Source organism: Natronosalvus halobius (assembly GCF_024138145.1).
Lineage (GTDB): Archaea > Halobacteriota > Halobacteria > Halobacteriales > Natrialbaceae > Natronosalvus > Natronosalvus halobius.
Genome location: NZ_CP099997.1, coordinates 1,856,000 through 1,880,840, shown reverse-complemented (window position 1 = coordinate 1,880,840; position 24,841 = coordinate 1,856,000). Strand labels below are relative to the sequence as shown.

General features: G+C 64.1%; 24 protein-coding genes and 1 tRNA gene. 15 read left to right on the top strand and 10 right to left on the bottom strand.

Going from position 1 to position 24,841, the window contains the following annotated elements; genetic code table 11:
• Positions 1 to 6: 6 nt before the first annotated feature.
• Positions 7 to 3,090, bottom strand: a complete 3,084-nt coding sequence (locus NGM15_RS09260; protein ID WP_253429877.1) for an FAD-binding and (Fe-S)-binding domain-containing protein — start codon at positions 3,088 to 3,090, stop codon at positions 7 to 9.
• Positions 3,091 to 3,261: 171 nt separating this feature from the next.
• Here NGM15_RS09260 and NGM15_RS09255 point away from each other — a divergent pair, with 171 nt between their 5' ends.
• The 4 genes from NGM15_RS09255 (at position 3,262) to hpt (ending at position 6,668) form a co-directional block, all read left to right on the top strand.
• On the top strand, positions 3,262 to 3,999 hold the full coding sequence (locus NGM15_RS09255) for an NAD(P)/FAD-dependent oxidoreductase (protein WP_253429874.1): 738 nt from the start codon (positions 3,262 to 3,264) through the stop codon (positions 3,997 to 3,999).
• A gap of 91 nt (positions 4,000 to 4,090) precedes the next feature.
• Positions 4,091 to 5,248: a bifunctional phosphopantothenoylcysteine decarboxylase/phosphopantothenate--cysteine ligase CoaBC gene (coaBC, locus tag NGM15_RS09250; protein ID WP_253429871.1), complete on the top strand. Its 1,158-nt coding sequence runs from the start codon at positions 4,091 to 4,093 to the stop codon at positions 5,246 to 5,248.
• A gap of 163 nt (positions 5,249 to 5,411) precedes the next feature.
• Complete coding sequence (locus NGM15_RS09245; protein WP_253429868.1) at positions 5,412 to 5,981, top strand: DUF7344 domain-containing protein; 570 nt, start codon at positions 5,412 to 5,414, stop codon at positions 5,979 to 5,981.
• A 117-nt stretch (positions 5,982 to 6,098) separates the two neighbouring features.
• Complete coding sequence (hpt, locus tag NGM15_RS09240) at positions 6,099 to 6,668, top strand: hypoxanthine/guanine phosphoribosyltransferase (protein WP_253429865.1); 570 nt, start codon at positions 6,099 to 6,101, stop codon at positions 6,666 to 6,668.
• Between the two features lie 309 nt (positions 6,669 to 6,977).
• Here hpt and NGM15_RS09235 read toward each other — a convergent pair whose 3' ends face one another.
• From NGM15_RS09235 to NGM15_RS09205, 7 genes are all read right to left on the bottom strand, one after another.
• A complete protein-coding gene (locus tag NGM15_RS09235; RefSeq protein WP_253429862.1) occupies positions 6,978 to 8,300 on the bottom strand; it encodes an ABC transporter ATP-binding protein in 1,323 nt (440 codons plus the stop codon).
• Positions 8,297 to 9,364, bottom strand: a complete 1,068-nt coding sequence (locus NGM15_RS09230; RefSeq protein ID WP_253429859.1) for an ABC transporter ATP-binding protein — start codon at positions 9,362 to 9,364, stop codon at positions 8,297 to 8,299. The genes NGM15_RS09235 and NGM15_RS09230 overlap by 4 nt, the downstream gene beginning before the upstream one ends.
• Positions 9,361 to 10,506 (bottom strand): ABC transporter permease, encoded by a 1,146-nt coding sequence (locus NGM15_RS09225; RefSeq protein WP_253429856.1) that lies wholly within the window; start codon positions 10,504 to 10,506, stop codon positions 9,361 to 9,363. Before NGM15_RS09225 ends, NGM15_RS09230 begins: the two co-directional genes overlap by 4 nt.
• Positions 10,506 to 11,489 carry an ABC transporter permease gene (locus tag NGM15_RS09220; RefSeq protein ID WP_253429853.1) on the bottom strand — a complete coding sequence of 328 codons (984 nt, stop codon included), beginning with the start codon at positions 11,487 to 11,489 and terminating at the stop codon, positions 10,506 to 10,508. Before NGM15_RS09220 ends, NGM15_RS09225 begins: the two co-directional genes overlap by 1 nt.
• A gap of 237 nt (positions 11,490 to 11,726) precedes the next feature.
• Positions 11,727 to 13,625, bottom strand: a complete 1,899-nt coding sequence (locus NGM15_RS09215; RefSeq protein WP_253429850.1) for an ABC transporter substrate-binding protein — start codon at positions 13,623 to 13,625, stop codon at positions 11,727 to 11,729.
• Positions 13,626 to 14,306: 681 nt separating this feature from the next.
• A tRNA-Met gene (locus NGM15_RS09210) sits at positions 14,307 to 14,381 on the bottom strand.
• A 267-nt stretch (positions 14,382 to 14,648) separates the two neighbouring features.
• Positions 14,649 to 14,915 (bottom strand): HAH_0734 family protein, encoded by a 267-nt coding sequence (locus NGM15_RS09205; RefSeq protein ID WP_253429848.1) that lies wholly within the window; start codon positions 14,913 to 14,915, stop codon positions 14,649 to 14,651.
• 168 nt (positions 14,916 to 15,083) lie between these two features.
• Here NGM15_RS09205 and NGM15_RS09200 point away from each other — a divergent pair, with 168 nt between their 5' ends.
• The 6 genes from NGM15_RS09200 to NGM15_RS09175 all read left to right on the top strand — a co-directional run bounded on the left by NGM15_RS09200 (position 15,084) and on the right by NGM15_RS09175 (position 18,104).
• On the top strand, positions 15,084 to 15,368 hold the full coding sequence (locus NGM15_RS09200; protein WP_253429845.1) for a 50S ribosomal protein L44e: 285 nt from the start codon (positions 15,084 to 15,086) through the stop codon (positions 15,366 to 15,368).
• 5 nt (positions 15,369 to 15,373) lie between these two features.
• Positions 15,374 to 15,547, top strand: coding sequence for a 30S ribosomal protein S27e (locus NGM15_RS09195; RefSeq protein WP_253429843.1), 174 nt, complete (start codon positions 15,374 to 15,376; stop codon positions 15,545 to 15,547).
• Positions 15,544 to 16,344, top strand: coding sequence for a translation initiation factor IF-2 subunit alpha (locus tag NGM15_RS09190; protein ID WP_253429839.1), 801 nt, complete (start codon positions 15,544 to 15,546; stop codon positions 16,342 to 16,344). Before NGM15_RS09195 ends, NGM15_RS09190 begins: the two co-directional genes overlap by 4 nt.
• Before the next feature lie 19 nt (positions 16,345 to 16,363).
• The gene (locus tag NGM15_RS09185; RefSeq protein WP_253429836.1) at positions 16,364 to 16,543 is read left to right on the top strand and encodes an RNA-protein complex protein Nop10; all 180 of its coding nucleotides are present in this window, start codon (positions 16,364 to 16,366) and stop codon (positions 16,541 to 16,543) included.
• A gap of 6 nt (positions 16,544 to 16,549) precedes the next feature.
• Positions 16,550 to 17,320 (top strand): proteasome assembly chaperone family protein, encoded by a 771-nt coding sequence (locus NGM15_RS09180; RefSeq protein WP_253429833.1) that lies wholly within the window; start codon positions 16,550 to 16,552, stop codon positions 17,318 to 17,320.
• Positions 17,321 to 17,486: 166 nt separating this feature from the next.
• A complete protein-coding gene (locus NGM15_RS09175; RefSeq protein WP_253429830.1) occupies positions 17,487 to 18,104 on the top strand; it encodes a J domain-containing protein in 618 nt (205 codons plus the stop codon).
• Positions 18,105 to 18,217: 113 nt separating this feature from the next.
• Here NGM15_RS09175 and NGM15_RS09170 read toward each other — a convergent pair whose 3' ends face one another.
• Positions 18,218 to 18,997 carry a DUF7839 domain-containing protein gene (locus NGM15_RS09170; RefSeq protein ID WP_253429827.1) on the bottom strand — a complete coding sequence of 260 codons (780 nt, stop codon included), beginning with the start codon at positions 18,995 to 18,997 and terminating at the stop codon, positions 18,218 to 18,220.
• 150 nt (positions 18,998 to 19,147) lie between these two features.
• Here NGM15_RS09170 and artA point away from each other — a divergent pair, with 150 nt between their 5' ends.
• The 4 genes from artA to NGM15_RS09150 all read left to right on the top strand — a co-directional run bounded on the left by artA (position 19,148) and on the right by NGM15_RS09150 (position 22,944).
• Positions 19,148 to 20,119, top strand: coding sequence for an archaeosortase A (artA, locus tag NGM15_RS09165; RefSeq protein ID WP_253429824.1), 972 nt, complete (start codon positions 19,148 to 19,150; stop codon positions 20,117 to 20,119).
• A 4-nt stretch (positions 20,120 to 20,123) separates the two neighbouring features.
• A complete protein-coding gene (locus NGM15_RS09160) occupies positions 20,124 to 20,945 on the top strand; it encodes a metallophosphoesterase (RefSeq protein WP_253429821.1) in 822 nt (273 codons plus the stop codon).
• 121 nt (positions 20,946 to 21,066) lie between these two features.
• Positions 21,067 to 22,260, top strand: coding sequence for a threonine synthase (locus tag NGM15_RS09155; protein ID WP_253429819.1), 1,194 nt, complete (start codon positions 21,067 to 21,069; stop codon positions 22,258 to 22,260).
• A gap of 189 nt (positions 22,261 to 22,449) precedes the next feature.
• Positions 22,450 to 22,944: a hypothetical protein gene (locus NGM15_RS09150; protein ID WP_253429817.1), complete on the top strand. Its 495-nt coding sequence runs from the start codon at positions 22,450 to 22,452 to the stop codon at positions 22,942 to 22,944.
• Between the two features lie 197 nt (positions 22,945 to 23,141).
• Here NGM15_RS09150 and ahbB read toward each other — a convergent pair whose 3' ends face one another.
• Complete coding sequence (gene ahbB, locus NGM15_RS09145) at positions 23,142 to 24,206, bottom strand: siroheme decarboxylase subunit beta (RefSeq protein ID WP_253429814.1); 1,065 nt, start codon at positions 24,204 to 24,206, stop codon at positions 23,142 to 23,144.
• Between the two features lie 154 nt (positions 24,207 to 24,360).
• Between ahbB and NGM15_RS09140 the strand changes: the two genes are divergently transcribed.
• Positions 24,361 to 24,807, top strand: a complete 447-nt coding sequence (locus tag NGM15_RS09140) for a pyridoxamine 5'-phosphate oxidase family protein (protein WP_253429811.1) — start codon at positions 24,361 to 24,363, stop codon at positions 24,805 to 24,807.
• Positions 24,808 to 24,841: the final 34 nt, after the last annotated feature.

Genomic DNA, 24,841 nt, shown 5'->3' with positions numbered 1-24,841 from the left:
CGGCCTTTAATACTTCGATTGTGTCCCCAGGGCTGCCTCGAGGCACTCGATGGGCGTCTGTGGTCGGGCGTGGTTCCGTCCACGGCCTGCCAGCTGGGTGCGACAGGAGGCACCGGGGGCGACGACCCGCTCACCCGGGCTCTCCTCGACCTGGTCGTACAGAATCTGCCCGATGGCCGTACTCATCGAGGCGTGCTCGGCCTCGTAGCCGAAACTGCCGGCCATCCCGCAACAGCCCGAATCGAGCGGGTCGACGCGGTAGCCCGCCCGCCGGAGGACCCCCACGGCGTGGTGGTCCTTCCGGGTCGCCTTCTGGTGGCAGTGGCCGTGGTAGGTCAGTGTCTCGTTCCCCGGCGCAAACGAGAGGGCCTCGTCCAGGTCGAACGCGTCGAGATACTCACAGATCCCGTAGGTCGCCTGCGAGAGCGGACGAGCGTCCTCGCCGAGGAGTTCGAGGTAATCCGACTGGAACATGACGGCATCGGAGGGCTCGAGGACGACCACGTCCCAGCCGTCCTCGATCGCTGGTTCGAGCGTCTCCACGTTCTCTCGGGCGGTCGCTCTCGCCTGCTCGAGGAAGCCCTTCGAGAACGCGGGACGGCCCGTATCGCCGAGGTCGTCCGGCACCGCGACGTGGACGCCGGCCGCCTCGAGGACGCGCACGGCGGCTTTTCCCGCCTGGGGGTTGTTGTAGTTGGTGAACGTGTCCGGGTAGACGATCGCCTTCCGCGTCGCTCCCGACAGCGGTCGCAGGGTGCCGCCACGGTCCTGGAACCAGTTGGTGAACGTTCGCCGGTGGAACCGGGGCAGGGGTTTGTCGGCGCTAATGCCGGCGACGGCCTCCATTACCCGCCGTGCACCCGGTATCTTCGGTCCGAGGTTCGACAGCGGAGCCAGCCGGGAACCCCACCGGGAGAGGGCGTGAACGTTCGCGAACAGGCGGTCGCGCAGGCTGGATCCGTGTCGCCGGTGGTGCTCGTGGGTCACCTCGGCCTTGAGTTTCGCCATGTCGACCTCGCTGGGGCAGTCGATCGCACAGCCCTTACAGCCGATACAGAGGTCGAGGACTTCGTCGAGGAACTCGTCGGTGAAGGCCTCACCGGGCTCGAGGTCGCCGCTCATCGCCTGTCGGAGGGCGTTCGCCCGCCCGCGCGTGCTCGTGATTTCCTCACGGCTGGCCCGGTAGGTTGGACACATCACGCCGCCGGTCGTCGACTGGTCGCCCCGACAGCCGCCACAGCCGTGACAGAGTTCGACCATCCCCTGGAAGCCGTTGTCGACGTCCCACTCGAGTTCGGGGTCGAAGTCGGGGTCGAAGGCGTAGTCGGGGCCGAAGCGGTGATGCTCGGTCATCGCCGTGGGATCGCCCTCGCGGAAGACGACCTGGCCGGGGTTCAGGAGCCAGTCGGGGTCGAACGCCGTCTTCAGTCGTTGGAAGGTCTCCCAGAGTTCGTCGCCGTACAGTTTGTGGTTCCACTGCGTGCGTGCGCGCCCGTCGCCGTGCTCGCCCGAGACCGACCCGTCGTACTCGACGACCAGGTCCGTCGCGGCGTCGGCGATCGATTCCATATTCTCGAGCCCCGATTCCGTCTTGGTGTTCACGAGCGGCCGGATGTGGAGGACGCCGGGGCCGGCGTGGGCGTAGAAACTCGCGTAGGTGTCGTGGGCTTCCAGCACCGCCTGGAAGTCGGCGACGAACGCGGCGAGGTGCTCGGGCGGGATGGCGGTGTCCTCGATGAACGCGACGTGCTTCTCGTCGGTCGTTCGCGAGAGCAAGATCGGGAGGCCGGACTTGCGGAGTTTCCAGACCTTCGCCCGGGTGACCTCGTCGTAGGCCTCGAGGGCGTCGAACGCGCGAACGTCGGCTTCCAGGACGGGGCGTTCGTCGGCGGGGTCGGCGTCGACGGCCGTCGCGACGGTCGGACACCGATCGGCGAGCAGGTTCGCGACTTTCCGTTTCCCGTCCGTGTCGTCCTCGGCGTAGAACTCCACGAGGAGGACTGCACCTGTGCCCTCCGGAAGCATCTCGGTCACCTCGACGAACTCCGCGGTCCCGCGCGCGAGGTCGATCAGCACGTCGTCGACCAGTTCGACCGCGGCGGGGTCGTGTGCGACGATGGATTCGACGTCGGCGACCGCCTCGAGCACACTGTCGTAGGCCAGCAGGGCCATGCTCTTGGTCTCGGGAATCGGTTCGAGGGCGACGGTCGCCTCGGTGACGATGGCGAGCGTTCCCTCGCTGCCACAGAGGAGTTTCGCGAGGTTGATCGTGCCGCCGTCGGCGTCGGGTTCGCCGGCCTCTCGAATCGCTCCGCGGGCGTCCTCGAGCAGCCAGTCCAGGTTGTACCCCGAGACGTTTCGTTTGAGATCGGGGTACCGATCCGCGATCAGCTCGCCTTCCTCCTCGAGCATGCGGGCGACTTCGGCGTAGATTTGCGACTCGAGGTCGTCGCCGTCGGCGAGGTCGGGGAGATCCGCGAGGGCGACCTCGCCGAAGCGGGTGACGGTGCCGTCCGCGAGGACGACTTCCACCTCCTCGACGTAGGCGTCGGTCTTGCCGTACTGCAGAGAGTGGGCCCCCGTCGAGTTGTTGCCGATGGCGCCGCCGAGGGCGCTCTTGTCGCCCCAGGCGGGGTCGGGCGCGAACTTCAGGTCGTGGGGGGCGACGGCCTCGTTGAGCCGTCCCAGCGTGATTCCGGACTGTGCAGTCGCTCGTCGGGCGTCGGGATCGACCTCGAGGAGGGCGTCCATGTCGATCGTGAAGTCCAGGACGACGGCCTCGTTGACGCTCTGGCCAGCGAGGCTGGTCCCGCCGCCGCGCGGGAGGACGGGAATCTCGCGGCGAGCACAGTAGTTCATCACGGCGGCGACGTCGGCCGTGGAGGTCGGGAAGACGACGGCGATGGGCGTCTTCTCGTAGATGCTCGCGTCGGTCGCGTAGAGGGAACGGGAGTACGAGTCCGCGCGGACGTCGCCCTCGACGACGCGCTCGAGGTCCTCGACGAGCGCGGGTCGGTCGACATCGTCGCTCCGATAGTCGTAGGTCGCTCGAGAGTCGGCGGCGGGGTCGACGCCGCGCTCGGTAGCCATACCCCTCTGTTGGCCGTCGATCGTATAAAGCGTCGGGCATGCGGCGAGTTGTTGTGTCATTGTCGCCGCAGCGGCTGCTCCACCTCCGCCGAACCACCGTCAACTCGCATCGTTCAGAGCACGCCCGTCTCGAGTCGGAGCGTTTCTATACCGCTCTCGTCCACATCGAGTATGCAAGACGTCTGCATCGTCGGCGGCGGCGTCGCCGGCCTCTCGGCGGCCATCTACACCGCCCGCAACGGACTGGACACCCTCGTGATCGACGGGGGCGAATCGATCCTGGCGCGCAACGCCAGCCTCGAGAACTACCCTGGGTTCCCCGACGGCGTCGACGCCCGCCGATACCTCGCACTCGTCCGTGAGCACGCCAGGAACGCCGGCGCCGAGTTCGAACTCGGATACGTTACGCGCGTCGAGCAACGCGATTCCCGGAATCCCGAGGCCGGGTTCGTCCTCGAGACTGACGGTGGCGAACCGCTCGAGGCGCGCCGGGTGATCGCCGCCTCCTGGGCCGACAGCGAGTATCTCACGCCCCTCGACGTCGGTCGCGAACAGCGCGGGAGCAAGTACGTGGTCAGCGTCGACGAGGCGGGCAGGACGGCCGTCGACGGCGTCTACGCTGCGGGACGGCTCGCAGGTGAGCCCCACCAGGCGATCGTCGCTGCTGGCCATGGCTCGAAGGTCGGCCTCGCCGCGATTCACGACTCTGGGGTTCCCTTCTACCACGACTGGGTCGCCCCCGAGGGCTACTTCACGGGCCGCGATCGGGATGTGCCGCCGGCCTGTGAAGAGATCGACGACGTAGAGCGACGCGAGCGGGACGAGACGGCGAGAGAACGGATGCTCGAGGCGTTCGCGGAGCCACTCGAGGCCGAGCCGACGATGCACCCGAGCGTCGCTCGCGACTGATTCGTCCGCGCACCGAAAGACCGTCGCCCATCGTCGGCGCTCGACGGCGATCCATACGCATTTTACACCTCCCGCCGAAGTCCAACCGAGAATGCTCGAGGGAGTCAACGTTGCGCTCGGGGTTTCGGGGTCGATCGCGGCCGTCAAGACGGTCGAACTCGCCCACGAGTTGCGCCGGCAGGGGGCGAGCGTCCGCGCGGTGATGACCGACAGTGCCCGGGGAATCGTCCACCCATGGGCACTGGAGTTCGCGACCGAGAGCGAGGTCGTCACCGAAATTACGGGCGGGGTCGAACACGTCGCCCTCTGTGGGAACGACGGCTGGGCCGACGTCCTCTTGCTCGCACCGGCCACGGCCAACACCGTCGGCAAAATCGCCAGCGTGGTCGACGACACTCCGGTCACGACCTGCGCCACGACGGCCCTCGGTGCGGGCGTACCCGTCGTCGTCGCCCCGGCCATGCACGAACCGATGTACGGCCATCCGGGCGTACTCGAGGCCATCGAGCGCGTCGAGTCCTGGGGCGTCGACTTCGTCGACCCGCGCGTCGAGGAGGGGAAGGCCAAGATCGCCGCCGAGGAGGCCATCGTCTGTGCGGTCGCGCGGGCCATGGGCGACCGACCCCTCGAGGGGCGCCACGTCGTCGTCACCAGCGGCGCGACCAGCGAGCCGATCGACCCCGTCCGCGTGCTGACGAATCGCTCCTCGGGGAAGATGGGTCGGGCCGTCGCTCGCGCGTGTTACGTCCTCGGAGCCGACGTGACGCTGATCCACGACGGCGACGACGTCCCCTACGCCGACGTCCGAGCCGTCGAGAGTGCCGCGGAGATGCTCGAGGCGACGCTCGAAGCCTGCACCGAGGCGGACGCCCTCGTCTCGGCCGCCGCCGTTGGCGACTACACCGTCGACGCCAGCGACGCGAAGCTTCGCTCCGGCCAGGAGCTGTCTCTCGACCTCGAGCCGACGCCGAAACTCATCGATCGGGTGCGCGAGGCTCGTCCCGATCTGCCCATCGTTGCGTTCAAGGCAGAGACGAGCGGCGAGGACGAGGCGATGATCGACGCCGCACGAGAGGTACTAGAGCGCGTCGACGCGGCCTTCGTCGTCGCCAACGACGCGAGCGTCATGGGCGGCGACCGGACTCGAGCGCTCCTCGTCCACGCCGAGGACGTCGCGAAGTTTTCGGGTGTGAAGGCCGACCTGGCGGACGAAATCGCTCGATCTCTGGCCGTCGTCGTCGTCGGCTGAGAGACGGGACGATGTCGGGTAGTGCCATCTTCCGATGCCTGGTTGATATTTTCAATCGATTAACCTGTCGTCGAAAGCGACCGTCACGAGAATTATATACGTGGCGTTCTTGCCGTCAATCGATGACGATCTCTCCCCCCATGGCTGGTGTCGCGAGGTGACGATGAAGATGGACCGACCCGGCCGGCCGAGCACGCTCTCGAAGGGCGAAATTTTCGAAGTCCTCCGCAACCAGCGACGGCGCTACGTCCTTCAGTTTTTGAAACAGGACGGCCGACCAGTCGAACTCGGCGACCTCGCCCAGCAGGTCGCCGCCTGGGAGTACGAGACCACTCTCGAGGGCGTCACCCCGGAGCAACGAAAGCGCGTCTACACGACGCTTCAGCAGACACACCTCCCGAAGATGGACACCGCCGGTATCCTTCGATTCGACTCCGACGACGGGGTCATCGAACCGACCGATCGGACCAGCGATCTCAACGTCTACCTCGAGATCGTCCCTGGCCGCGAGTTCGCCTGGCGCGAGCTGTACCTCTCGCTGGGTGCGATCGGCTGTGCGCTCGTGGCCGCGCTCTGGCTCGGGATCTACCCGCTCACGATGCTGTCGGAACTCGCCTGGGCGGGCCTCCTCTCGGTGACGATCACCGCGACGGCGGCCGCTCACATCTACTACGAACGGAACATGCGCGTCGGCCACGGCGACGAACCGCCGGAGCTGAGTTACGGACGGTAACGAGAGTACAGGCGGTAGAGCTAGCGCACACAGGAGAACGCTCGCTTCGAGGTCGTCCAGGGTCGAGGGGCGAGCGCGTATCGTCACCTTTTACTCGATATCTCCCCCATCCACGACATGGATCAGTTGAAACGGTCGCTCCTCGAGGCCCCCATCATCGAGAAGAACGGCTACCACTACTTCGTCCACCCCATCAGCGACGGCGTCCCCAAACTCGACCCCTCCCTCCTCCGCGAGATCGTCATCCGCATCACGCGCAAGGCCGACCTGGAGGACGTCGATCGGATCGTCACCCCGGCCGCGATGGGCATCCACATCTCGACGGCCGTCTCGCTCATGACCGACATCCCGCTGACGGTCATCCGCAAGCGCGAGTACGGCCTCGAGGGCGAGGTCTCTATCTCACAGAAAACCGGCTACTCGGAGAACGAGATGTTCATCAACGACGTCTACGAGGGCGAGCGCGTGCTCGTCCTGGACGACGTCCTCTCGACTGGCGGCACGCTCGCAGCTGTCCTCGGGGCGCTCGACGAAATTGGGGCCGAAGTCGTCGATACCGTTGCCGTCATCAAGAAAGTCGGTGGCGAGAACAAGGTTGCGGACGCGGGCTACGACGTGAAGACGCTGATCAACGTCGACGTCGTCGATGGCGAGGTCGTCATCGTGGACGAAGACGGCGACGATTGAGGTCGAACTGGAGTGACGAGTGCGGGTGACGATCACCTGAACCGACCACCACCCGTCGCGGCCATTTGCGTCGTGGGCTGCGGCCGAAGCACTTCTCGATCCGGCGTCGAACGCGCGCGTCCTCGCCTCGAGCGAGAGCTGTTCTCACGTTCCTCTCGACTCCCATTGCCGGAACATCTCGATTTTCGCCGTCCGAGAAATCGGTCGAAAGGCTGTTGGTGAACCACTGGACAACCGGGAAAACCCTCGAAAACCGCTGGACGATCGGTTGAAAACTGCTGAAAAACAGTTCCGAACTCCGAACCAGTGTCAATCGCTCGAGCGAGCCGGCGTTTCGACCGTGGTTTCCGCTTCCGCGAGGTGACAGACCGCCCGGTGGTCGGACGCAACGTGAACCTCCGCCGGCGTCTCCTGGCGACAGACGGTCCCGAACTCCTCGCGAAGGAGCGACGCCGCCGCCTCGAGGTCCCCGTCGTAGACGGAGCGTACCGACCGATCGAAGACGTCCTCGGCCCGCTCGTCGGGAAGCGGAGCCGGAATCGAGAACTCCGACCGAAGTCGCGATTCGAACGGCTCGAACGAAACCTCGTTCGGCTCGTCGTACGCGTCTTCCTCCGTGACGACGCTCTCGAGAATCGATTCGGCGTCGAGCGATCCGTCCTGGACGCGGTACTTGTAGTCCATGACGTGCCGCCAGGTCTCCTGGTCGAAGTCGTACGCGTCGGGCTGGATCACTTCGGGACAGCGGGTGTGGAACCGACATCCCTTCGGTGGGTTCGACGGGCTCGGGACGTCCCCCGATAGCGCGACGTCGTCGCGGCTCAGGTGCGGGTCGGGGACCGGAATCGAGGAGATCAGCGCCCGCGTGTAGGGGTGCTGTGGATCGTTGAATATCTCCTCGGTGGGCCCCTCCTCGACGATCTGGCCGAGGTACATCACACCGACGCGATCACAGATCTCCCGGATGACGCCGAGGTTGTGGCTGATGATCAGGATTCCCAGACCGAACTCCGTCTGGAGTTCTTCCATGATCGAGAGGATCTCCGCCTGGATCGAGACGTCCAGCGCCGACACCGGCTCGTCGGCGACGAGGAGGTCGGGATTGACCGACAGCGCCCGGGCGAGCGCGATTCGCTGCTTCTGGCCACCGCTGAACTCGTGGGGATAGCGATCCGCGTCCGACGCCTGTAGGCCGACCCTGACGAGGAGCTGTTCGACGATCCGTCGTCGCCGCTGTCGGTCGTCCATCCCGTTGACGAGCAACGGTTCGGCCACCGATTCGCCGATCGACATCCGCGGGTCGAAACTCGAGTCCGGATCCTGGAAGATCATCTGGGCGCGCCGACGGAACCGCTTCATGTCCCGCTTTCCGAACTCGGTGACGTCTTCTCCGTCGAAGAGGACCTGCCCGCCCGTCGCCTTCTCGAGCTGGAGGATGGTGGTCGCGGCTGTCGACTTGCCACAGCCGGACTCACCGACCAGGCCGACCGTCTGTCCGCGCTCGACGGTGATGTCGATCCCGTCGACGGCGCGGACGCGCCCGACCTCGCGCTTGAGAATGCCCTTCGTGATCGGGTAGTGCTTCTCGAGGTCGCGTACCTCGAGGAGCGGGTTCGGACCCGGAGCACTCATCGACGATCACCTCCGGGGCCCGAAACCGGCCGTGAGCGCGTCGCGTTCGCGCCGTTCTGGGGGCGCTCTTCGAGGACGACCGACTCGTCGTAGCCGTCGTGGTAGTAGAGACAGGAGACGGTGTGCTCGCCGGTCGTCGCGGGAACGAGGTCCGGCTGATCCCCGACGGTACAGTCGTCGATCGCGTAGGGGCACCGATCGGCGAACCGGCAGCCGTCAGGCGGATTCAGGACACTCGGAAGCGTCCCACCGATCGGTTCGATCGTTCCGCTGCTGCCAGGGAGGCACTTGAGCAGGGCTCGCGTGTAGGGGTGGGCCGGGTTGTCGAAGAGTTCGTAGACGTCGGCCCGTTCCATGACTTTCCCAGCGTACATGACGATGACGCGGTCGGCGATCTCGGCGACGACGCCGAGGTCGTGCGTGACGAAAACGATCGACATGTCGAACTCCTCCTGGAGGTCCATCAGCAAGTCGAGAATCTGCGATTCGATGGTGACGTCGAGCGCCGTCGTCGGTTCGTCGGCGATCAGGAGGTCGGGTTCGCACGCGAGCGCCATCGCGATGATCGCCCGCTGTTTCATTCCGCCGCTGAACTCGTGGGGATAGTCGTCGACACGGGAGGCCGCTTCCGGAATGCCGACCTCGTCGAGCAGTTCGATCGATCGTTCGCGGGCGGCCGCCTTCGAGAGATCCTGATGAGTGTTGATCGCCTCGCGTATCTGGGCGCCGATGGTGTACACCGGATTGAGTGCGCTCTGTGGGTTCTGGAAGATGTGGCTGATTCGCCCGCCTCGAATCCGGCGAATCTCCTTGTCCGACATAGCCGTTACGTCCTGGCCGTCGAAGACGATCTCTCCGCTGGCGATCTCTCCTGGCGGCATCTTGAGGATTCGAGTGATTGATTCGGTGGTTACGGACTTCCCGCTCCCGCTTTCGCCGACGATACAGACGGTTTCACCGCGCTCGACGTCGAAGCTGACGCCGTCGACGGCGTGAACCGTGCCTTCGTCCGTGTGAAACACCGTGTGCAGGTCGCGAACGGAGAGTAGTGAATCGTCAGTCATTGTTCTGTCTCGTGTCGTGGGTCGAGTGCGTCTCGAAGTGCGTCACCGAGGAAGTTGAACGACAGCACGGTGAAGAACAGGAAAATTCCTGGAATCGTCGCGATCCACCACGCGTCAGCGAGGTTTCCTCGGCCCGCGGCGATAATCCGACCCCACGACCAGACGTCGGGATCGCCGAACCCGAGGAACGCGATGATCGCCTCCGTCAGGATCATGCCGGGAATCAGCAGGGTCGCGGCCGTAATGATCGTGTTCGAGACGTTCGGGAGGATGTGCCGCCGGATAATGTACGCCCGGCTCGCCCCGGCCGCCTCCGCGGCGCTGATGTATTCCTCCTCGCTTCGCTGGAGCGCCTCGCTCCTGATTAGCCGGGCCGTCCCGCCCCAACCGGTGAACGCGAGGATGATGATGAGTAAGAACAGGCTCCCGCCGTAGATGTAGATCAACAGGATGATCAGGAAGAACGTCGGGAACGTCATCAACAGGTCGACGAACCGCATCAGCAGGGCGTCGGCCCAGCCACCCATAAAGGCCGCCGTGGCACCGACGATAGCTGCCAGTACGACGCTGAACAGCGTCGCGATGAGTCCAACCTGGAAGCTCACTTCGGCCCCGGCGACGACGATCTCGAGGATGTCCTCGCCAGTCCGGTGGGTGCCGAAGGGGTGGGCCCAGGTGCCCCCGAAGAACACCGGCGGAACGAGCAGATTCCCCCAGTCCGGCTCGGGTTGCCCAATGATACGCGGACCGAGGGCGCCGACGAGGAAGATGCCCGAGAGGAAGTACAGGCTCAAGACGGCGGCGGTATTTTGCCTGAATTTCTTCCAGTAGTACATCGTCATCCGCTTGTTCTCCCACAGCGGCGCCACGACGAACCAGAACACGGCGACGAGCGTCATCAGGAACAGCCAGTCGACGTTGTTCGGGTTGAACGATAGCTCGAACAGTCCCAGGTTGACGTCGACGATCGGGAGCCGTTCCGGGATGAAGAAGTAATCGTACAGCCAGAGCAATCCGACCAGCAGGAGCGATCCGTACGTACCGATCGTTCGACGGTCCAGTCTGAACCGTCCCTGGTCGTACTCCTCCCAGTCGATGGACGTGACCTCGAGTGCGTCGGATGTGGTCGTATCAGTTGCCATCAGTTTCTCGCCTCGTAGCTAATTCGTGGATCGAGCACGGTGTACAGGATGTCCTGGAGCAGGTTCGCGAGAATCGCCAGGATAACCGGGACCAGCGTCGTCGCCAGGACCAGCGGCGTATCCATCCGAATCAACGCGTTGTAGCTGACCAGCCCCAGTCCGGGGATGCCGAAGATCACCTCGACGATGTACGCCGTCGAGAAGATGATCCCGACGAAGTCGGCCACCAAGATGGTGATCAACACCGGCGTCGCCGGACGGAAGATGTGGTGGTACATGATCCGCCACTCGCTAACCCCCTTCGCTCGAGCGCTCTTGACCCACTCCGCGTTGACGTACTCGAGTGTCTCCGCCCGTGCGTATCGCATCTCGGAGGCGACCGCCGCCGTCGTAAGGACGAAGATGGGCATGATGAGGTACTTTACGTGCTCGAGCGACCAGAACGCCATGCTCCTGTCGGGCGAGTAACTGGCCGGTAACCACTGTAACATCACCCCGAAGATGAGGATGAGCATGATCGATAGCCAGAAGTTCGGGACGCTGATGCCGAAGAACGCGAAGAACGTCGCGGCGTAGTCCGACTTGGTGTACTGGTGCGTCGAGGAGTAGATCCCGACGGCGAAACCGACCACGACCGCGATGATCGTCGAGGGGACTACGATGAGCGCCGAGTACACCCAGGAGTTGCCGATGACCTCCATGACGTCCGTGTCGTAGGTATAGGAATCACCCCAGTCGAGCGTGTACATCGAGACCATGAAATCGATGTACTGTTCGCTCAGCGGTCGATTTTCCCCCCGCGTTTGCTCGTAGGTCTCGATCGCGTCCTCCGGATTGTCCCCCTCCTGGGCGGCTTCCCAGGCGACCGTACTCGTCGCCGGGTTCGGCGAGGCCGTCAGAAAGCCGAACGTGACGCTCATGATGATAAACGACGCCAGGAGCGCCCAGGCCAGTCGACGACCGATGTACCACGTCATACTCATCTCGACCACCCCCCCGAGCGGTGTCCGAGCGTGCCGCGGTGATTGTTTGCTCTAACGTACATGATCGATATTTGCATTAATTGAGTGGTGTGATATGTGTCCTTCGATGTGTATGTTCACGATCAAAAAAGGATAGCCGATACGCAGAAACCCTGCCCGGTAGCGAACCGGGGCAAATCGGGCAAGCGGCGTCGATACCGTCGATGGTGAGCGGCTATCCGTTAGTGGCCCCGCAGCTCAGTTGTGCGGGTCGTCGGTCATCCACCAGGAGTTACTCTTGTACCCCCATGACGGGGACGGATCCTCGGTGAAGACGACCTCGTTCTGGTAGCCGTAGATGTCGTCCTGGAAGTGCATGAAGTTGACCGGGAGGTCGCGGCTCAGGATGCCGAACACTTCGGCGAAGATTTCCTGTTGTTCGGCCTCGTCGGTCGCCGTCGCTCCTTCCTGGATCATCGATCCGAGGTCCTCTTCGGGGACGTAGCCGTAGAAGTTGGTTCCGGACGAAGCCGTCCAGAAGGCGGCGATCGATCCCGGAGACCGTGGGTACGTGTTGAATCCAATTCCCCACATCATATCCCACTCCCGGGCGCTGGACAGCGCCTGTGGATCCTCCGCCTCGGGGTCGTTGAAGATACCCTGTGGCTCGCCATCCTCGGCGACCATCGCGTACTGCTCGAGCATCGTGTTGAACGGCACGCCGTTCGAGTCGACGTCGATGCCGAGGCCTCCGAGCGCGTCCGCAATGTATCGCGCGGAGTCCTCGGTGAGCGGCGACCCGTTCGTGTAGACGAACGACAGGACGACCTGATCGCCGTCGGGGTCGAGGAGCGCGTCGCCGTCGTAGCTGTATCCGTCGCTCAGGTTCTCCTCGAGCAGCGACCGGGCCTCGTCTACGTCGTAGGTATCGCCGACGCCGACGGGGTCGACCTCGCTGTCGTCGTAGAAGTCAGAGTACTCCGGCTGGAACGTCTGCGCAGGAATCGCGTATCCGCGGTAGATGTCGTTGGCGACCGTCTCCTTGTCGATGGCCATCGAGAGGGCGCGTCGAACTTCGCGCTTTCGCAGTTCCTCCCAGCCGTTTGCGCGCTGGTTGAACGCGAGGATACTACAGTACGGCGTCGCGGATTCCACGAGGGTGTAGTCGTCCTGACCCTGGTAGTTCTCGACCTGGTCGGCCGGGATGCCGACCGTCGAGAGGCCACCCGTCTCGAACTCCGCGAGTCGCGTGCTCTCCTCTTCGAGGATGTTGATCGTATACTGGTCGAAGTACGGTGCGTCCTCCCAGTCCTCGTCGTCGCCGCGTTTGTAGTAGTCCTCGTTACGGACGGCGACGAAACGGTCCTCGACGGCTCGTTCCTCGAACGTGTACGGACCGAGGTTCCCCGTGTACGTCAGCTGCTGGACGGCGTCGGAACTGTTGAGTTCCTCACCGGCCTCCTCGTTTCCGTCCTGATAGTCCTGGAAGTACGGTTCGACGAGCCCCTTCGGCAGGATGTACGTTCCCCAGAAGGTCGGCTGCCGAACGAACAGTGGATCCGCTGCCGCGATCTCGATTTCGAGGGTCGTGTCGTCGACTGCCGTGACGCTCTCGACGTCGTCCCAGTTCGACTGGTTGACGTGAGCGGCCCAGTTGTCCTCGTTTTGAGCGACGTTCTCGATGTGGAAGACCCAGTCCTCGGTTGTCATCTGACCGTAGTCGTCGCCCCATTCGAGGTTGTCGCGGAGGTGGAACGTCCACGTCTTGTTGTCCTCGGTTTCGTAGTCTTCGAACCAGTAGCCGTAGAACTCGTCGTTTTCGTCGAGGCCGTATGGGCCGTCGAGCAGCGGCGCGAGTCGAGCCGACGACGTCGTGTCGTTGATTCGAAGCGGGTTCAGGTCCTGGGCTTCGGAGGCGGAGGGCGCGATCCAGTCGGGCTGGATCTCCCGGTCGCTCACGTCGGCCTGATCGCTGATGTCGTCGCTGACGTCGTCGTCGTCATCGTCGCCGTTGCCGTTACCGGTGTTATTCCCGTTGCCGTTACCGTTATCGTCACCGCTCATACAGCCTGCAAGTCCAGCAGCACCTGCAGCACCTGCAAGCAGTAGCACCTCCCGGCGGTGGGCGCCGGGTGCCTTCAAGTCTTTATGAGGCATAGTAAGAGTACAGATACTAATTACATAAATAGCTTCCGACTGTTGCCTTCACTGACCATTTCTCAATCATGGGAACGATCTTCGACCGTATAATTGGATGAACGTCCATTCCTCACGAATATTGCTTTTGATACATGTTGGAAACTGACGTGGTACTGGATTTCAATCAACCGGCGAACATTTTTCGTTTGCACGATTTGGATCGCAACCGATGAATCGATTTCTACCTGTCCAGGAACACGGTCGCTGTCTGCCGAATTTTCGCCGCCAAATTCTCTATGTCCGCAAGGCTACCGGCTCACGCTGTGACGCTTCTACCGAAACTGGAGCGTTCGATGTCGCTATCTGAACGGGACGTAGACGAGGCGAAGACTGCTCGCACCGCCCTCGCAGTCGTCACTCGTTTGTTTACTCGTTATTGTCGCTTACGAACAGTATTGCGTCGAAGCAGCGGGAGGTAGATGTGAACCACGAAAAGACCGCTCGCTACGCTCACGGCCTTCTCTCGTTCAAACTACTCGTGTTGTTTCCGCCGCTCGCAAATTTGCTCGCGACAAAACATAGCGGGAGGTAGATTTGAACCACGGTCACGGAGAAGCCGCTCCCTGCTTCAAATCTACTCGTCGTCTTTTCAGGGACACGGCCTCCTCGCTACGCTCGTCGGGTCGTGTTCCTGAAAAGTAGCGGGAGGTAGATTTGAACTACCGATCTGCGGGTTATGAGCCCGCCGGAATCTCCTGGCTATCCCATCCCGCTGGCTCATGATAATCCGGTACGGTAGTTAAGGGTTGTGATTCGGGTGCCGTGTGTGGGTTTCTACCGGCCGTCTCGAGTACACTGGCCCAGTCTGAACCGACCCGTCGACCCCAGGTAATCGTCGAACAGGTACTTACGGACGCGCGAACGAACAACTAAGCGAGTAGGTAAGAAAGCCGACGACATATTCTTGCGGCCACGTTGGTCGAAGGGGGGCGGGGGCACTCGGGTGAGTCGAACGCGGTACCTGACCCACGATTCGACGACTCAGACGAAGAGGTCGCCTTTCGCCTCGAGAACTGTAATCTCGCTCGCGTCCGCGCGGACGACATCGAGCCAGTGGGGCGTGAAGTTGCGGCGCTGGAAGTCCTCGAACTCGCCTTCCTCGCCGACGGTGCACCAGAGCTGGACCCGGTCGGGTCCGTGCCACTCGCCGTTGCGACTGATGCCGAAACACACCAGTTCCTCCCCGTCGTGTTCGACGACCGCGCCCTTTCGAATGCCGGGGTCCCCGTGGATGATGAGCCGCTTCATGCCCGGCGGTTCGCACGATGGGGAATTAAGCGCTTCGAAGCACCCCCTGGCTCTCGTCCCGCGACGTCTCTGTCGGCGTCGGTAGCAACGAAACGAGCGCGGAGCGTCGACGGCGAACCAAACGGGTTTTAAACGGGGCTCTCTTAGCCCACTCCAAGTGAGTTAACGATGCAGATGCCACGCCGTTTCAATACGTACTGTCCGCACTGCCAGGCCCACCACCAGCACGAGGTCGAGAAGGTCCGAACCGGCCGCCAGACCGGCATGAAGCAGATTGCCGACCGACAGCGTGCCCGGAAGCTCTCGACGATCGGAAACTCCGGAAAGTTCTCGAAGGTGCCAAGTGGGAACAAACCGACGAAAAAGACCGACCTCAAGTACCGCTGCAACGAGTGCGGCAAGGCCCACCTCCGCGAGGGATGGCGCGCCGGCCGACTCGAGTTCCAGGAGTGATTTCAATGGCAGGAAGCTACTACCGCGTCCGATGCAGCGACTGTGAGAACGAACAGATCGTCTTCGGCAAGGCGGCCTCGGAGGTCGCCTGCGCCGTCTGTGGGACCACGCTCGCCGTCCCCACCGGCGGGAAGGCCGAGATCGACCACGAAATCCTCGAAACCGTCGAGTCACGATGAAGTACAGCGGCTGGCCCGAACCGGGCGAACTCGTCGTCGGCAAGATCGACGAGATCGAGGACTTTGGCGTGTTCGTCGACCTCGAGGAGTACCAGGACAAGCGCGGCCTGATCCACATCTCGGAGGTTGCCAGCGGCTGGATCAAGAACGTCCGCGATCACGTTCGAGAGGGCCAGATCGCCGTCTGCAAGGTCCTCGACGTCGACGAGTCCCACGAGCAGATCGACCTCTCGCTCAAGGACGTCAACGACCACCAGCGCTCCGACAAGATCCAGGAGTGGAAAAACGAGCAAAAGGCCGACAACTGGATGGAGATCGCCTTCGGCGAGGACATCGCCGACGAGGAGTACATCGGCATCGCCAACGAACTTCTGGGTGCGTACGGCACGCTCTACGACGGGTTCAAACAGGCGGCCATCCACGGCGACGAGGCTCTCCAGGACACGGATCTCGACGACGACGAGCGCGACGCCATCGTGGAGGCGGCCCGCGAGAACGTCTCGGTGCCGTACGTCAACGTCACCGGCTACGTCGACCTCGAAAATCCCTCCCCGAGCGGCGTCGACGGGATTCGATCGGCGCTCGAGGCCGCCGAGGGGAACGGCGAGATCCCCGACGGCGTCGAACTCGACGTGACCTACGTCGGGGCGCCCGAGTACCGGATCAAGGTCCGTGCGCCGAACTACAAGACCGCCGAGAGCGTCCTCGAGGCCAGCGCCGAACGAGCGGTCGATGCGATCGAAGCCGAGGGCGGAGAGGGCGAGTACCACCGCGAGCGACGAACCGACGACGAGTAGCCGGTTCCGTTTTTCGACGATGAAATCCGACATTCGCATCTGTTCGGCCTGGCAGTCGGTTCACGACCGGCCGGTCTACACGCTCTCTGATTCCTGCCCCGAGTGCGGTGCCGACGCGGTCAACAGTGCCCCCGCGCCGTTCGACCCCGAGGATCGAAACGGAGAGTACCGACGTGCTCTTAAACGTCGCGTCCGCTGATACGGTATGGACGAACTCGATATCGAGGCGGTCGCCGAGACGACACTCGACGAACCGGTGTTGATCGAGGGACTACCCGGCGTCGGCCACGTCGGGAAACTCGTCGCCGACCACCTGCTCGAGGAACTCGAGGCCGAGAGCACCCTCGTTCGGCGGATCTACTCCCAGGAGTTCCCGCCACAGGTGACGGTCGAAGACGGCGTCACCAGTCTGACCTGCGCGGAGGTCCACGCGGTGACGCCCGAGGAGGGCCGAGACGTGCTCGTCCTGACGGGCGATCACCAGGCCCAGACCAACGCGGGCCACTACGTCCTCACCGACGCGTTTCTCGACGTCGCCGAGGACTTCGACGCGACGGAGTTGTACGCCCTCGGCGGCGTTCCGACGGGCGAGCTCATCGACGAGTACGCCGTCCTCGGTGCGGTCACCGACGAGTCGCTAATCGAACCCCTCGAGGACGTCGGTGTCGAGTTCCGCGAAGACGAACCGGCGGGCGGCATCGTCGGTGTCTCTGGGCTGTTGCTCGGCATCGGGGAGCGTCGCGGGTTCGAGGCGACCTGTCTCATGGGCGAGACCAGTGGCTACCTCGTCGATCCCAAGAGCGCTCGTGCCGTCCTGGAGGTGCTCGAGGCACGACTCGGGTTCGATGTCGACTACGACCCCCTGGACGAGCGCGCCGACGAGATGGAGGAGGTCATCGGCAAGATCCAGGAGATGGAACAGCAACAGCAGGCGATGGACGTTCCGAACGACGACGACCTGCGGTACTTCGGCTGAGTCCCTGGGCTCTCTCCGTTGCGCCCCATCCTGGTGACGGAGTCGTCTCCGTCGCGTCTACCTCGGTCGTGCCGCCGTCGCGTCTGCTTCAGTGACGTCACCGTCCGGGTCGGTTCGGCCACTCGCGAGCGAGCGGTTCTTTATCCTCCGGCGACTACGGTGGTCCGTGCCAACGAGCGTCCTCGAGGTGATCCCGCCGGCGGTTCTGTGGGGGCTCGTCCTCGGCGGGATTTTCACCGGGGTCGCCGCGACGCTCTTCGTCGTCGGCGAACGGTTGTTCCCGAGTCGCGTCACCACCAGCGAGAGCAAGTACTCGAGCGAGCGACGACGCCGTGGCGAGATTCGGACGTATCTGCAGGAGATCGACGAACGCTACCTCGAGGAGTGGAAACTTGAGGACGCAGCCGAGACGGTGGCGTTCTATTTGCCCGACCGTGACGTCGCCGTCACCTTCGACGCGGAGGCGTTCGTCCGGCTCCAGGCGTGCACCGGCACGCACCTCATCCTGGCCGAACACGAGATGCCTGGCGTCCATCTGGCCGATCGACTCCCGTTCGAGGTACCGTCCCTCGAGCACGAGCGCGAGTACGGGACGATGACCGTCGAGGGCCGCCTGAAGCGGGCCTACGAGGCCCTCGGCGTCTCGACGACGGCGGACGCGGAGGCGATCCGCGAGGCCTACCGCGAGCGGGTCAAAGCCGTCCACCCCGACCACGGCGGCGACGAGGAATCGTTCCAGCGGGTCCAGGAGGCGTACGCGACGGTGCGAGAACACGCCGACTAGTGGCGTTCCAGGCCTGAACTGATTGGTGAAACCGATAGAATTCATCCGGTTTCGCGCATCGGTCGACGTTTGGAATCGCACTAACGCCCTATTTTCGGCACCGACGTCGCCTCTCACCCCTCGAGCACTTCGTAGGCCACGTCGCCGTCTCTGAGCACGTCGGTGACGCGCCCGACGGCGTCGGTGGTGGCGACGACGGCGGTGTCGAGGCCGCGTTCGGCGGCGTCGGCGGCGACGGCCCCGACGGCGAACGTGACCGCCGGTTCGACGTCGGCCTCGTCGAGGGCGACGATGGCCTCGACGCCCGTCGCCAGGACCAGATCCGCGTCGGCACAGCCGTCCGCGATGGCCTCGAGGGTCGCCGACTGGCTGCCGCCTGCTCGGACCGGTGGAACCTGCCAGACCGTCACGGAACCGGGCTCGAGATCGATGACGCCCTCGAAACTCGTGACGCCGACGTCCGATCCGGCGGCGGCGTCGGTGGTCGCGACGCCGGTCGCGGGACCGGCCTCGCCGGGGGCCGCGTGGAGGAGGCCGTCTTCGACGGTGAGCGAGACGGGGTCGCCGGCCTCGAGGTCGGCGCTGGCGATGGCGGCGTCCTCGCCCATGGCGCCGAGGATGTCCTCGGTGACGTGGTCGGCGAACCGGCGGACGTCGCCGGCGGCCTGGAAGAGCCAGTCGACGCCCTCGTTCGTGACGCGGTAGCGAGAGCGTCCCTCCTTCTCGACGAAACCGTCCTCGACGAGGTCGCGGATGTACTCGCTGACGGCCTGACTGGTGACGCCGACTTCCGCGGCGATTTCGCCCTGGCTGACGGCCGGTTGCCGTTCAGCGATCTCGACGAGGATTCGAAACCGCGTCGCGGCGCGTTTGTTGTCGAGAACGTCGACCATGTGCACGCGTTCTCACGACATGGCCAAAAATGGCGCGGTCTCTCGGGCCGCTCGTTTCAGTGGTGGACTGTGGCCTCGAGTACCGCAACCACGTCCGAGCGGCATACAGCGTCAGGTTGATAGCGCTCGAGTCCGTCAATTCGCGTGACAATGTCCTCCTCGCCCGTAACGGTCCTGCCAGCGGCCGTAGGGTCGTTCGGCGCCACCGACGCGCTGGCGTGGGTCGCGATCGGCGCCTTCGTTCTCGCACTGCTCCTCCAGTGGCAGGCCCGTGAGAACGCCGCCCGCTACCTGGCCGCCGGCGCCTGGGTCGTCTTCGGCGTCTTTTGGTTGACGATGGTTCCGTACTACTACGGCGAGGCCCAGAGCCCGATCCAGACGATGTTGAGCCTCGCCGCACTTCCGCTGTGTGCGTACACGGGGTATCTCCTGTACCAGGGCCGAACGTCCCTGCTCTTGCTCACGAAGGCGGTCGCCTTCATGGGAATTATCTACCTCCCCGTCGAGACGATTCCGTTCGCCAGGACCTGGCTGATCGAGACGACGGCTGCCCAGACCCACTACGGGATGGAACTGCTCGGCCACAGCCCGGGCCTCAACGAGGGTGCGAACGGCTACAAGAGTCGCTTCGACTTCGACCCCGACGAGACGGTAACGGGGCGAACGACCTACATCGTCCTCGCGTGTACCGGCATCGGGAGCATGGCGATCTTCGGCGGATTGATCGCCGCCGTGAAGGCGCCACTCCGGCGAAAGGCCACCGCGTTCGCGCTCGCCATCGGCGTCATCTGGTTCCTGAACCTGATCCGAAACGTCTTCATCGGTCTCGCCTCGCCCTTCGGCTGGTTCCAGTACGACCCGCTGATCTACATTACGACGACGTACATGGGATCGCCCGCCGACCGGACGTCGTTCCTCGTCGCCCACAACTTCGTCGCCCAGTCGCTATCGATCGTCGCCCTCGTCGGGATCACGTACCTCGTGATTCGCATCCTTCCGGAGGTCGTAGAACCGCTCGAGGAGGCGCTGTTCGTACTCACCGGGACCGAGTACGACCTCGCCGAGGCCCTCGGAAAACCCGACCCCACAGGCGAGCAGATCACGCCCTCGAGCGACGATTGAGGCGATGGCCGGCGCTTTTCCCGACTCCGTTCGAGTGGACGCCCCCGTCGAGTTCCTCGAGCGTGCCGTCTTCGTCCCGGGAGCCAACGCACTCGTCCTCTCGGACCTCCACGTCGGGAAGGCAGCGGCTTCTCGGATCGAGGCACCGATCGACGACGGCGGCGACGTGATCGATCGCCTCGAGCGCCTGCTCGGTCGCGTCGACGCCGAAATGGTCGTCGTCGCCGGCGACCTCTTGCACTCGTTTTCGACCGTACCCCGTGGGGCCGACTGGACTGTCACTCGCCTCGAGCGGGTCGTTGCTGAGACCGGTGGCGAACTGGTGGTCACCCCCGGAAACCACGACGGGATGCTCGAGGCGGTCTACGACGGACGCGCTCCCGACGCGTACGTGCTGGCCGACGGGGAGACGCTGGTTTGCCACGGGCACGAGCAGCCCGTCCTGGAGCGAGTCGATGCGGAATCCGAGAATCACGAGAATCACGAGAATCACGAGAATCACGAGAACCGCAAGAATCGCGAGAACCGCGAGGCCTCGAACCTCGAGCGAGTCGTCGTCGGCCACGACCACCCAGCGCTCTCGGTCGGCGGGCGAAAGCTCCCCTGTTTTCTCTACGGCCCGGCTGCCTGGGAGGGCCTGGACGTGCTGATGCTCCCGGCGTTCACCCGGAGCGCGTCGGGCGTGACGATCAACCGGGCCCGAGGAACCGACTTGCAGTCGCCCGTGATTCGGTCGCTCGAGCCGTTCCATCCGGTGATTCGCGACGAGGGCGCCGACGAAACGCGTTGGTTCCCGCCGCTCGAGGCGTGTCGGCACCTGCTGTAGCGAGTCGACGGGCGAGATACTCAGTCGTCGTCCCCCCCCGCGGTAACGGCACCTGCGTGAGTACGGCCCAGAGAGTCGACGCGATGGACAGGGATTTGGTCTCGCCGTCACAAGAGCCGGTATGGACACCACGGACGCGTTCGTCGGTCTCGAGTGCATCGACTGCGGGGCGTCGTTCGACGCCGAAACCGGCACTCACCGCTGTCCCGACTGCGACGGCATCCTCGATCCGACCTACGACTACGACGCGGTCGACCTCGACCGGGAGACCCTCGAGGCTCGCCCGTTCGACTCGATGTGGCGCTACGAGGAACTGCTCCCCTTCACCCGGGCGTCGGCGGTGACGATGGACGAGGGCGCGACGCCGCTGGTCGAGTGTGAAAAGCTCGCCGACGAACTCGGCGTTGGGCGCGTCCTGATCAAAGACGAGGGTCGGAATCCGACAGGAACGTTCAAGGACCGCGGCCAGACCCTGGCGATGACGGCCGCGAACCAGCACGGTGCGAGCGACGTCGCGCTGGCGTCGGCGGGCAACGCCGGACAGGCCGCCGCCGCGTACGCCGGCCGTGCCGACATCGACTCGCACGTGTTCCTCCCATCTCGAGCGGGCTTCACGACCAAGGCGATGGTGAACGTCCACGGCGGCGACATGACCGTCGTCGGCGGGCGAATCGGCGACGCAGGCGCGGCTTACGCGGACGCGATGGCCGAGCACGACGACTGGTACTCCGTGAAGACGTTCGTGACGCCCTACCGCCACGAAGGCAAGAAGACGATGCTGTACGAGATCGTCGAGCAACTCCAGTGGGAAGTCCCCGACGCCATCGTCTACCCGACCGGCGGCGGCGTCGGCCTCGTGGGAATGTACAAGGCGGCCGAGGAGTTCCGCGACCTGGGGCTCATCGACGACGTGCCGGCGCTGTACGCCGCTCAGGCGACGGGCTGTCAGCCGATCGTCGAGGCCTTCGAGAACGGCCGAGAGCGCCACGACCCCGTCGAGTACCCTGACACCATCTGCGGCGGCATCGAGATTCCCGACCCCGGCGCCAGCCCGTGGATCCTCGAGGCTCTGCGCGAGAGCGACGGCGGCGCGGTCGCGACCGACGACGACGAGATCCTGGAGGCGGCCGTCGCCGTTGCGAAGGGCGAGGGCCTCGAGATGGCGCCGACCTGCGCGGCGGCGGCCAGCGGGGCCTGGGAGCTCGGCGAGCGCGGGGCGTTCGACGACGACGCGACGGTTGTGATCCTCAACACGGGGGCCGGAAACAAGGACGCCGACGTGCTGCGCAGTCACCTGATGGGCCAGGGCGTCTGACCGTCGATCGAGTGCTCGACGGAACTGAAATCGTAATTTCCTTCATTGTCGAAATACATTTAAATGGTGTGGGTTGTCTGCTGCATATAGCGGATGAGTGGAGCACTGCGGAATACCCTACTGAGATCGATTTCCCAATCGTCCATCGCGGACAATAGTTAGGTAAATCGCTCGCGAACTACGAGTACTATGTCGAACGAAGAAGCGAACGGTCGAACGCCGGGTCGAAATCCGGACCTCGAACGACTCAACCGCCTCATCGGGGAATGGGAACTCGAGGTGTCTCTAGATGGGCAAACGTACAGGGGTGGACACGTAACATTCGAATGGCTAGAAGACGGAGCGTTCCTCGTTCAACGTTCGGAGGTAAGTGATCTTTCGACATTGCCGCCTGGGTGGGTCGAGAACGCGCCGCGCTCTACCGTCTCGATCATCGGTTTGGACGATACGAGCGAGCAGTTCTGGATGCTCTACGCCGATTCACGTGACGTCTTCCGGGTGTACAAGATGAGTTTGAGCGATGAGGTCTGGGGACTGCGGAGGGATGCACCCGAGTTCTCACAACGCTTCACGAGTAACTTCGACGATGACGCCAACGTGATCGAGGGTACGTGGGAATACTCGGACGACGGGGTTGACTGGGAGGTAGATTTCGACGTAACCTACACGAGAACTGGAGCGTAGAAAGCGAGACTGTTGGTACTCCCGAAGGCTGTTACATAGCGTACCCGTTATTACCGTTTACAAACCGTTCAACGGTGCAAGGTTCGCGCTATCTATTCGGCACGACCGCTGAAACATATCACCGGTGGGAGTTTCGACAGAGCCCGATTTCCGAACTCACGATCTCCAAACGGAACTTCTCGCTCAGGACGTTTCGACTAACTCACTAACGCCTCGTACTGCGCCCCCGTCTGCTTCAACGTCTCCGTCGAGTACAGGCGCTCGTGGGTAACCGGCAGGTACTCCTCGGTGAGTTCGTCGATTTTGGCGTCGACCGCTGACTGATCTCGCCCGTGGATCATCGTGAACAGGTTGTAAGGCCACTCGAGGTCTGGTCGTCGCGGTCGGTGGTAACACAGAGTCACGTAGGGCAGCGAACCAGCGCGCTCGCCCCACTCGTCCAGTCGGTCGTCAGGGACGTCCCAGACGACCATGCAGTTGGCGTCGAAGCCGGTCACGACGTGGTTGACGATGCAGCCGACCCGCTTGATGCAGCCCTCGTCTTGGAGGCGGGAAACGCCCTCGAGCACCTCTTCGACGCACACCTCGCACTCCAGGTCGGTCGCGAGTTCGGCCGCAATGTCGTCGTAGGGCGTCCTGGACAGCGGGAACCCGTCCTGGATCGCGAGCAAGAGCGCGGCGTCGAGCGGGGAGAGGCCGCCCGCGGCGTCCTCGCTGATCCGAGTTGCGGAGGCGTCGGTGCCGTCCTCGAGGCTCTCGCGTGCGAAACTGTCCGCGTTCACCACGGGAAACTCGAGGTCGATGTAGTAATCCGTCAGCATCGGGAGCACTAACACAGTGCAGCCGGTTCGCTCCTCGATCTCCTCCAGGATGCGGTCTCGCGTCTCTTGGGAACCGGCGGTCACGACGAACCACATGTTCCACTCGTGGTCGCGGGCGTAGTTGTGGTTGACCTGTCGGTACCCGTTGATCACCTCGGCGATCTCGTCGAACCGGTCTTCGGGTGCCTTGACGGCTGCGAGCGTCGAGGAGCCGATGACGGGCGGGTTGAGGACGGCGCCGAAGCGACGGAAGATGCCGTCCTCGCGCAGGCGTCGGACGCGGTCGAGAGCCTCATCTTCGTCGATCCCGAGGGCGTCGCCGACGACGCGGAAGGGACGCTCCGCGATGGGGAACCCGCTCTGGTAGCCGTCGACGATGGCGGCGTCCGTCTCGTCGATCGTCTCGCGCCAGTCGTCCGCGGCCGATCGAGTGGAACTCATTGGTCGAAGTAGGGACGACCCGCACCTATCGCTTTCGGGTTTCTCGAGCGCGGAGTTGCACGTCATCAGGAGCGTTTTCTCCGGAACTGCCCCGCAGTCGAGCGAGACACCCGAGCCACGCGGGAATTATCCCCTCGGAGCACGAACTGTGACTATGTCTCGCATCGAAGTTGCCGAACTCGAGGAGGCCGAACGGACGTCGGTACTCGGAACCGGCGGTACGGGCGTGCTGTCGTTTTCGACCGAGGGCGACGAACCACCACGCACCGTCCCAGTCTCCTACGGCTACGATTCCGTCGAGTCGACCTTTTACTTCCGGCTGGCGACCTCACCGGAGCACCCACCCGAGACGCTCGACGGCCACGCCGTCTCGTTCGTCACCTACGACGCCAACGACGAGTGGTGGAGCGTCGTCGCCAAGGGCCGTCTCCAGGACATCGAACGCGACGACGTGGGCACGGACGCTCTCGAAGGCCTCGAGCGCGTCGAGATTCCGCTAATCGACATCTTCGAGACTCATCCCCGAGAGATTGACTTTGCGTTCTGTCGCCTCGAGCCGACGGCGTTCACGGGTCGTCGGGAGTCGAGCACGGCGCCGTGAGCGGCTTCGGATCGCTTTCGTTTCTAACTTAGTT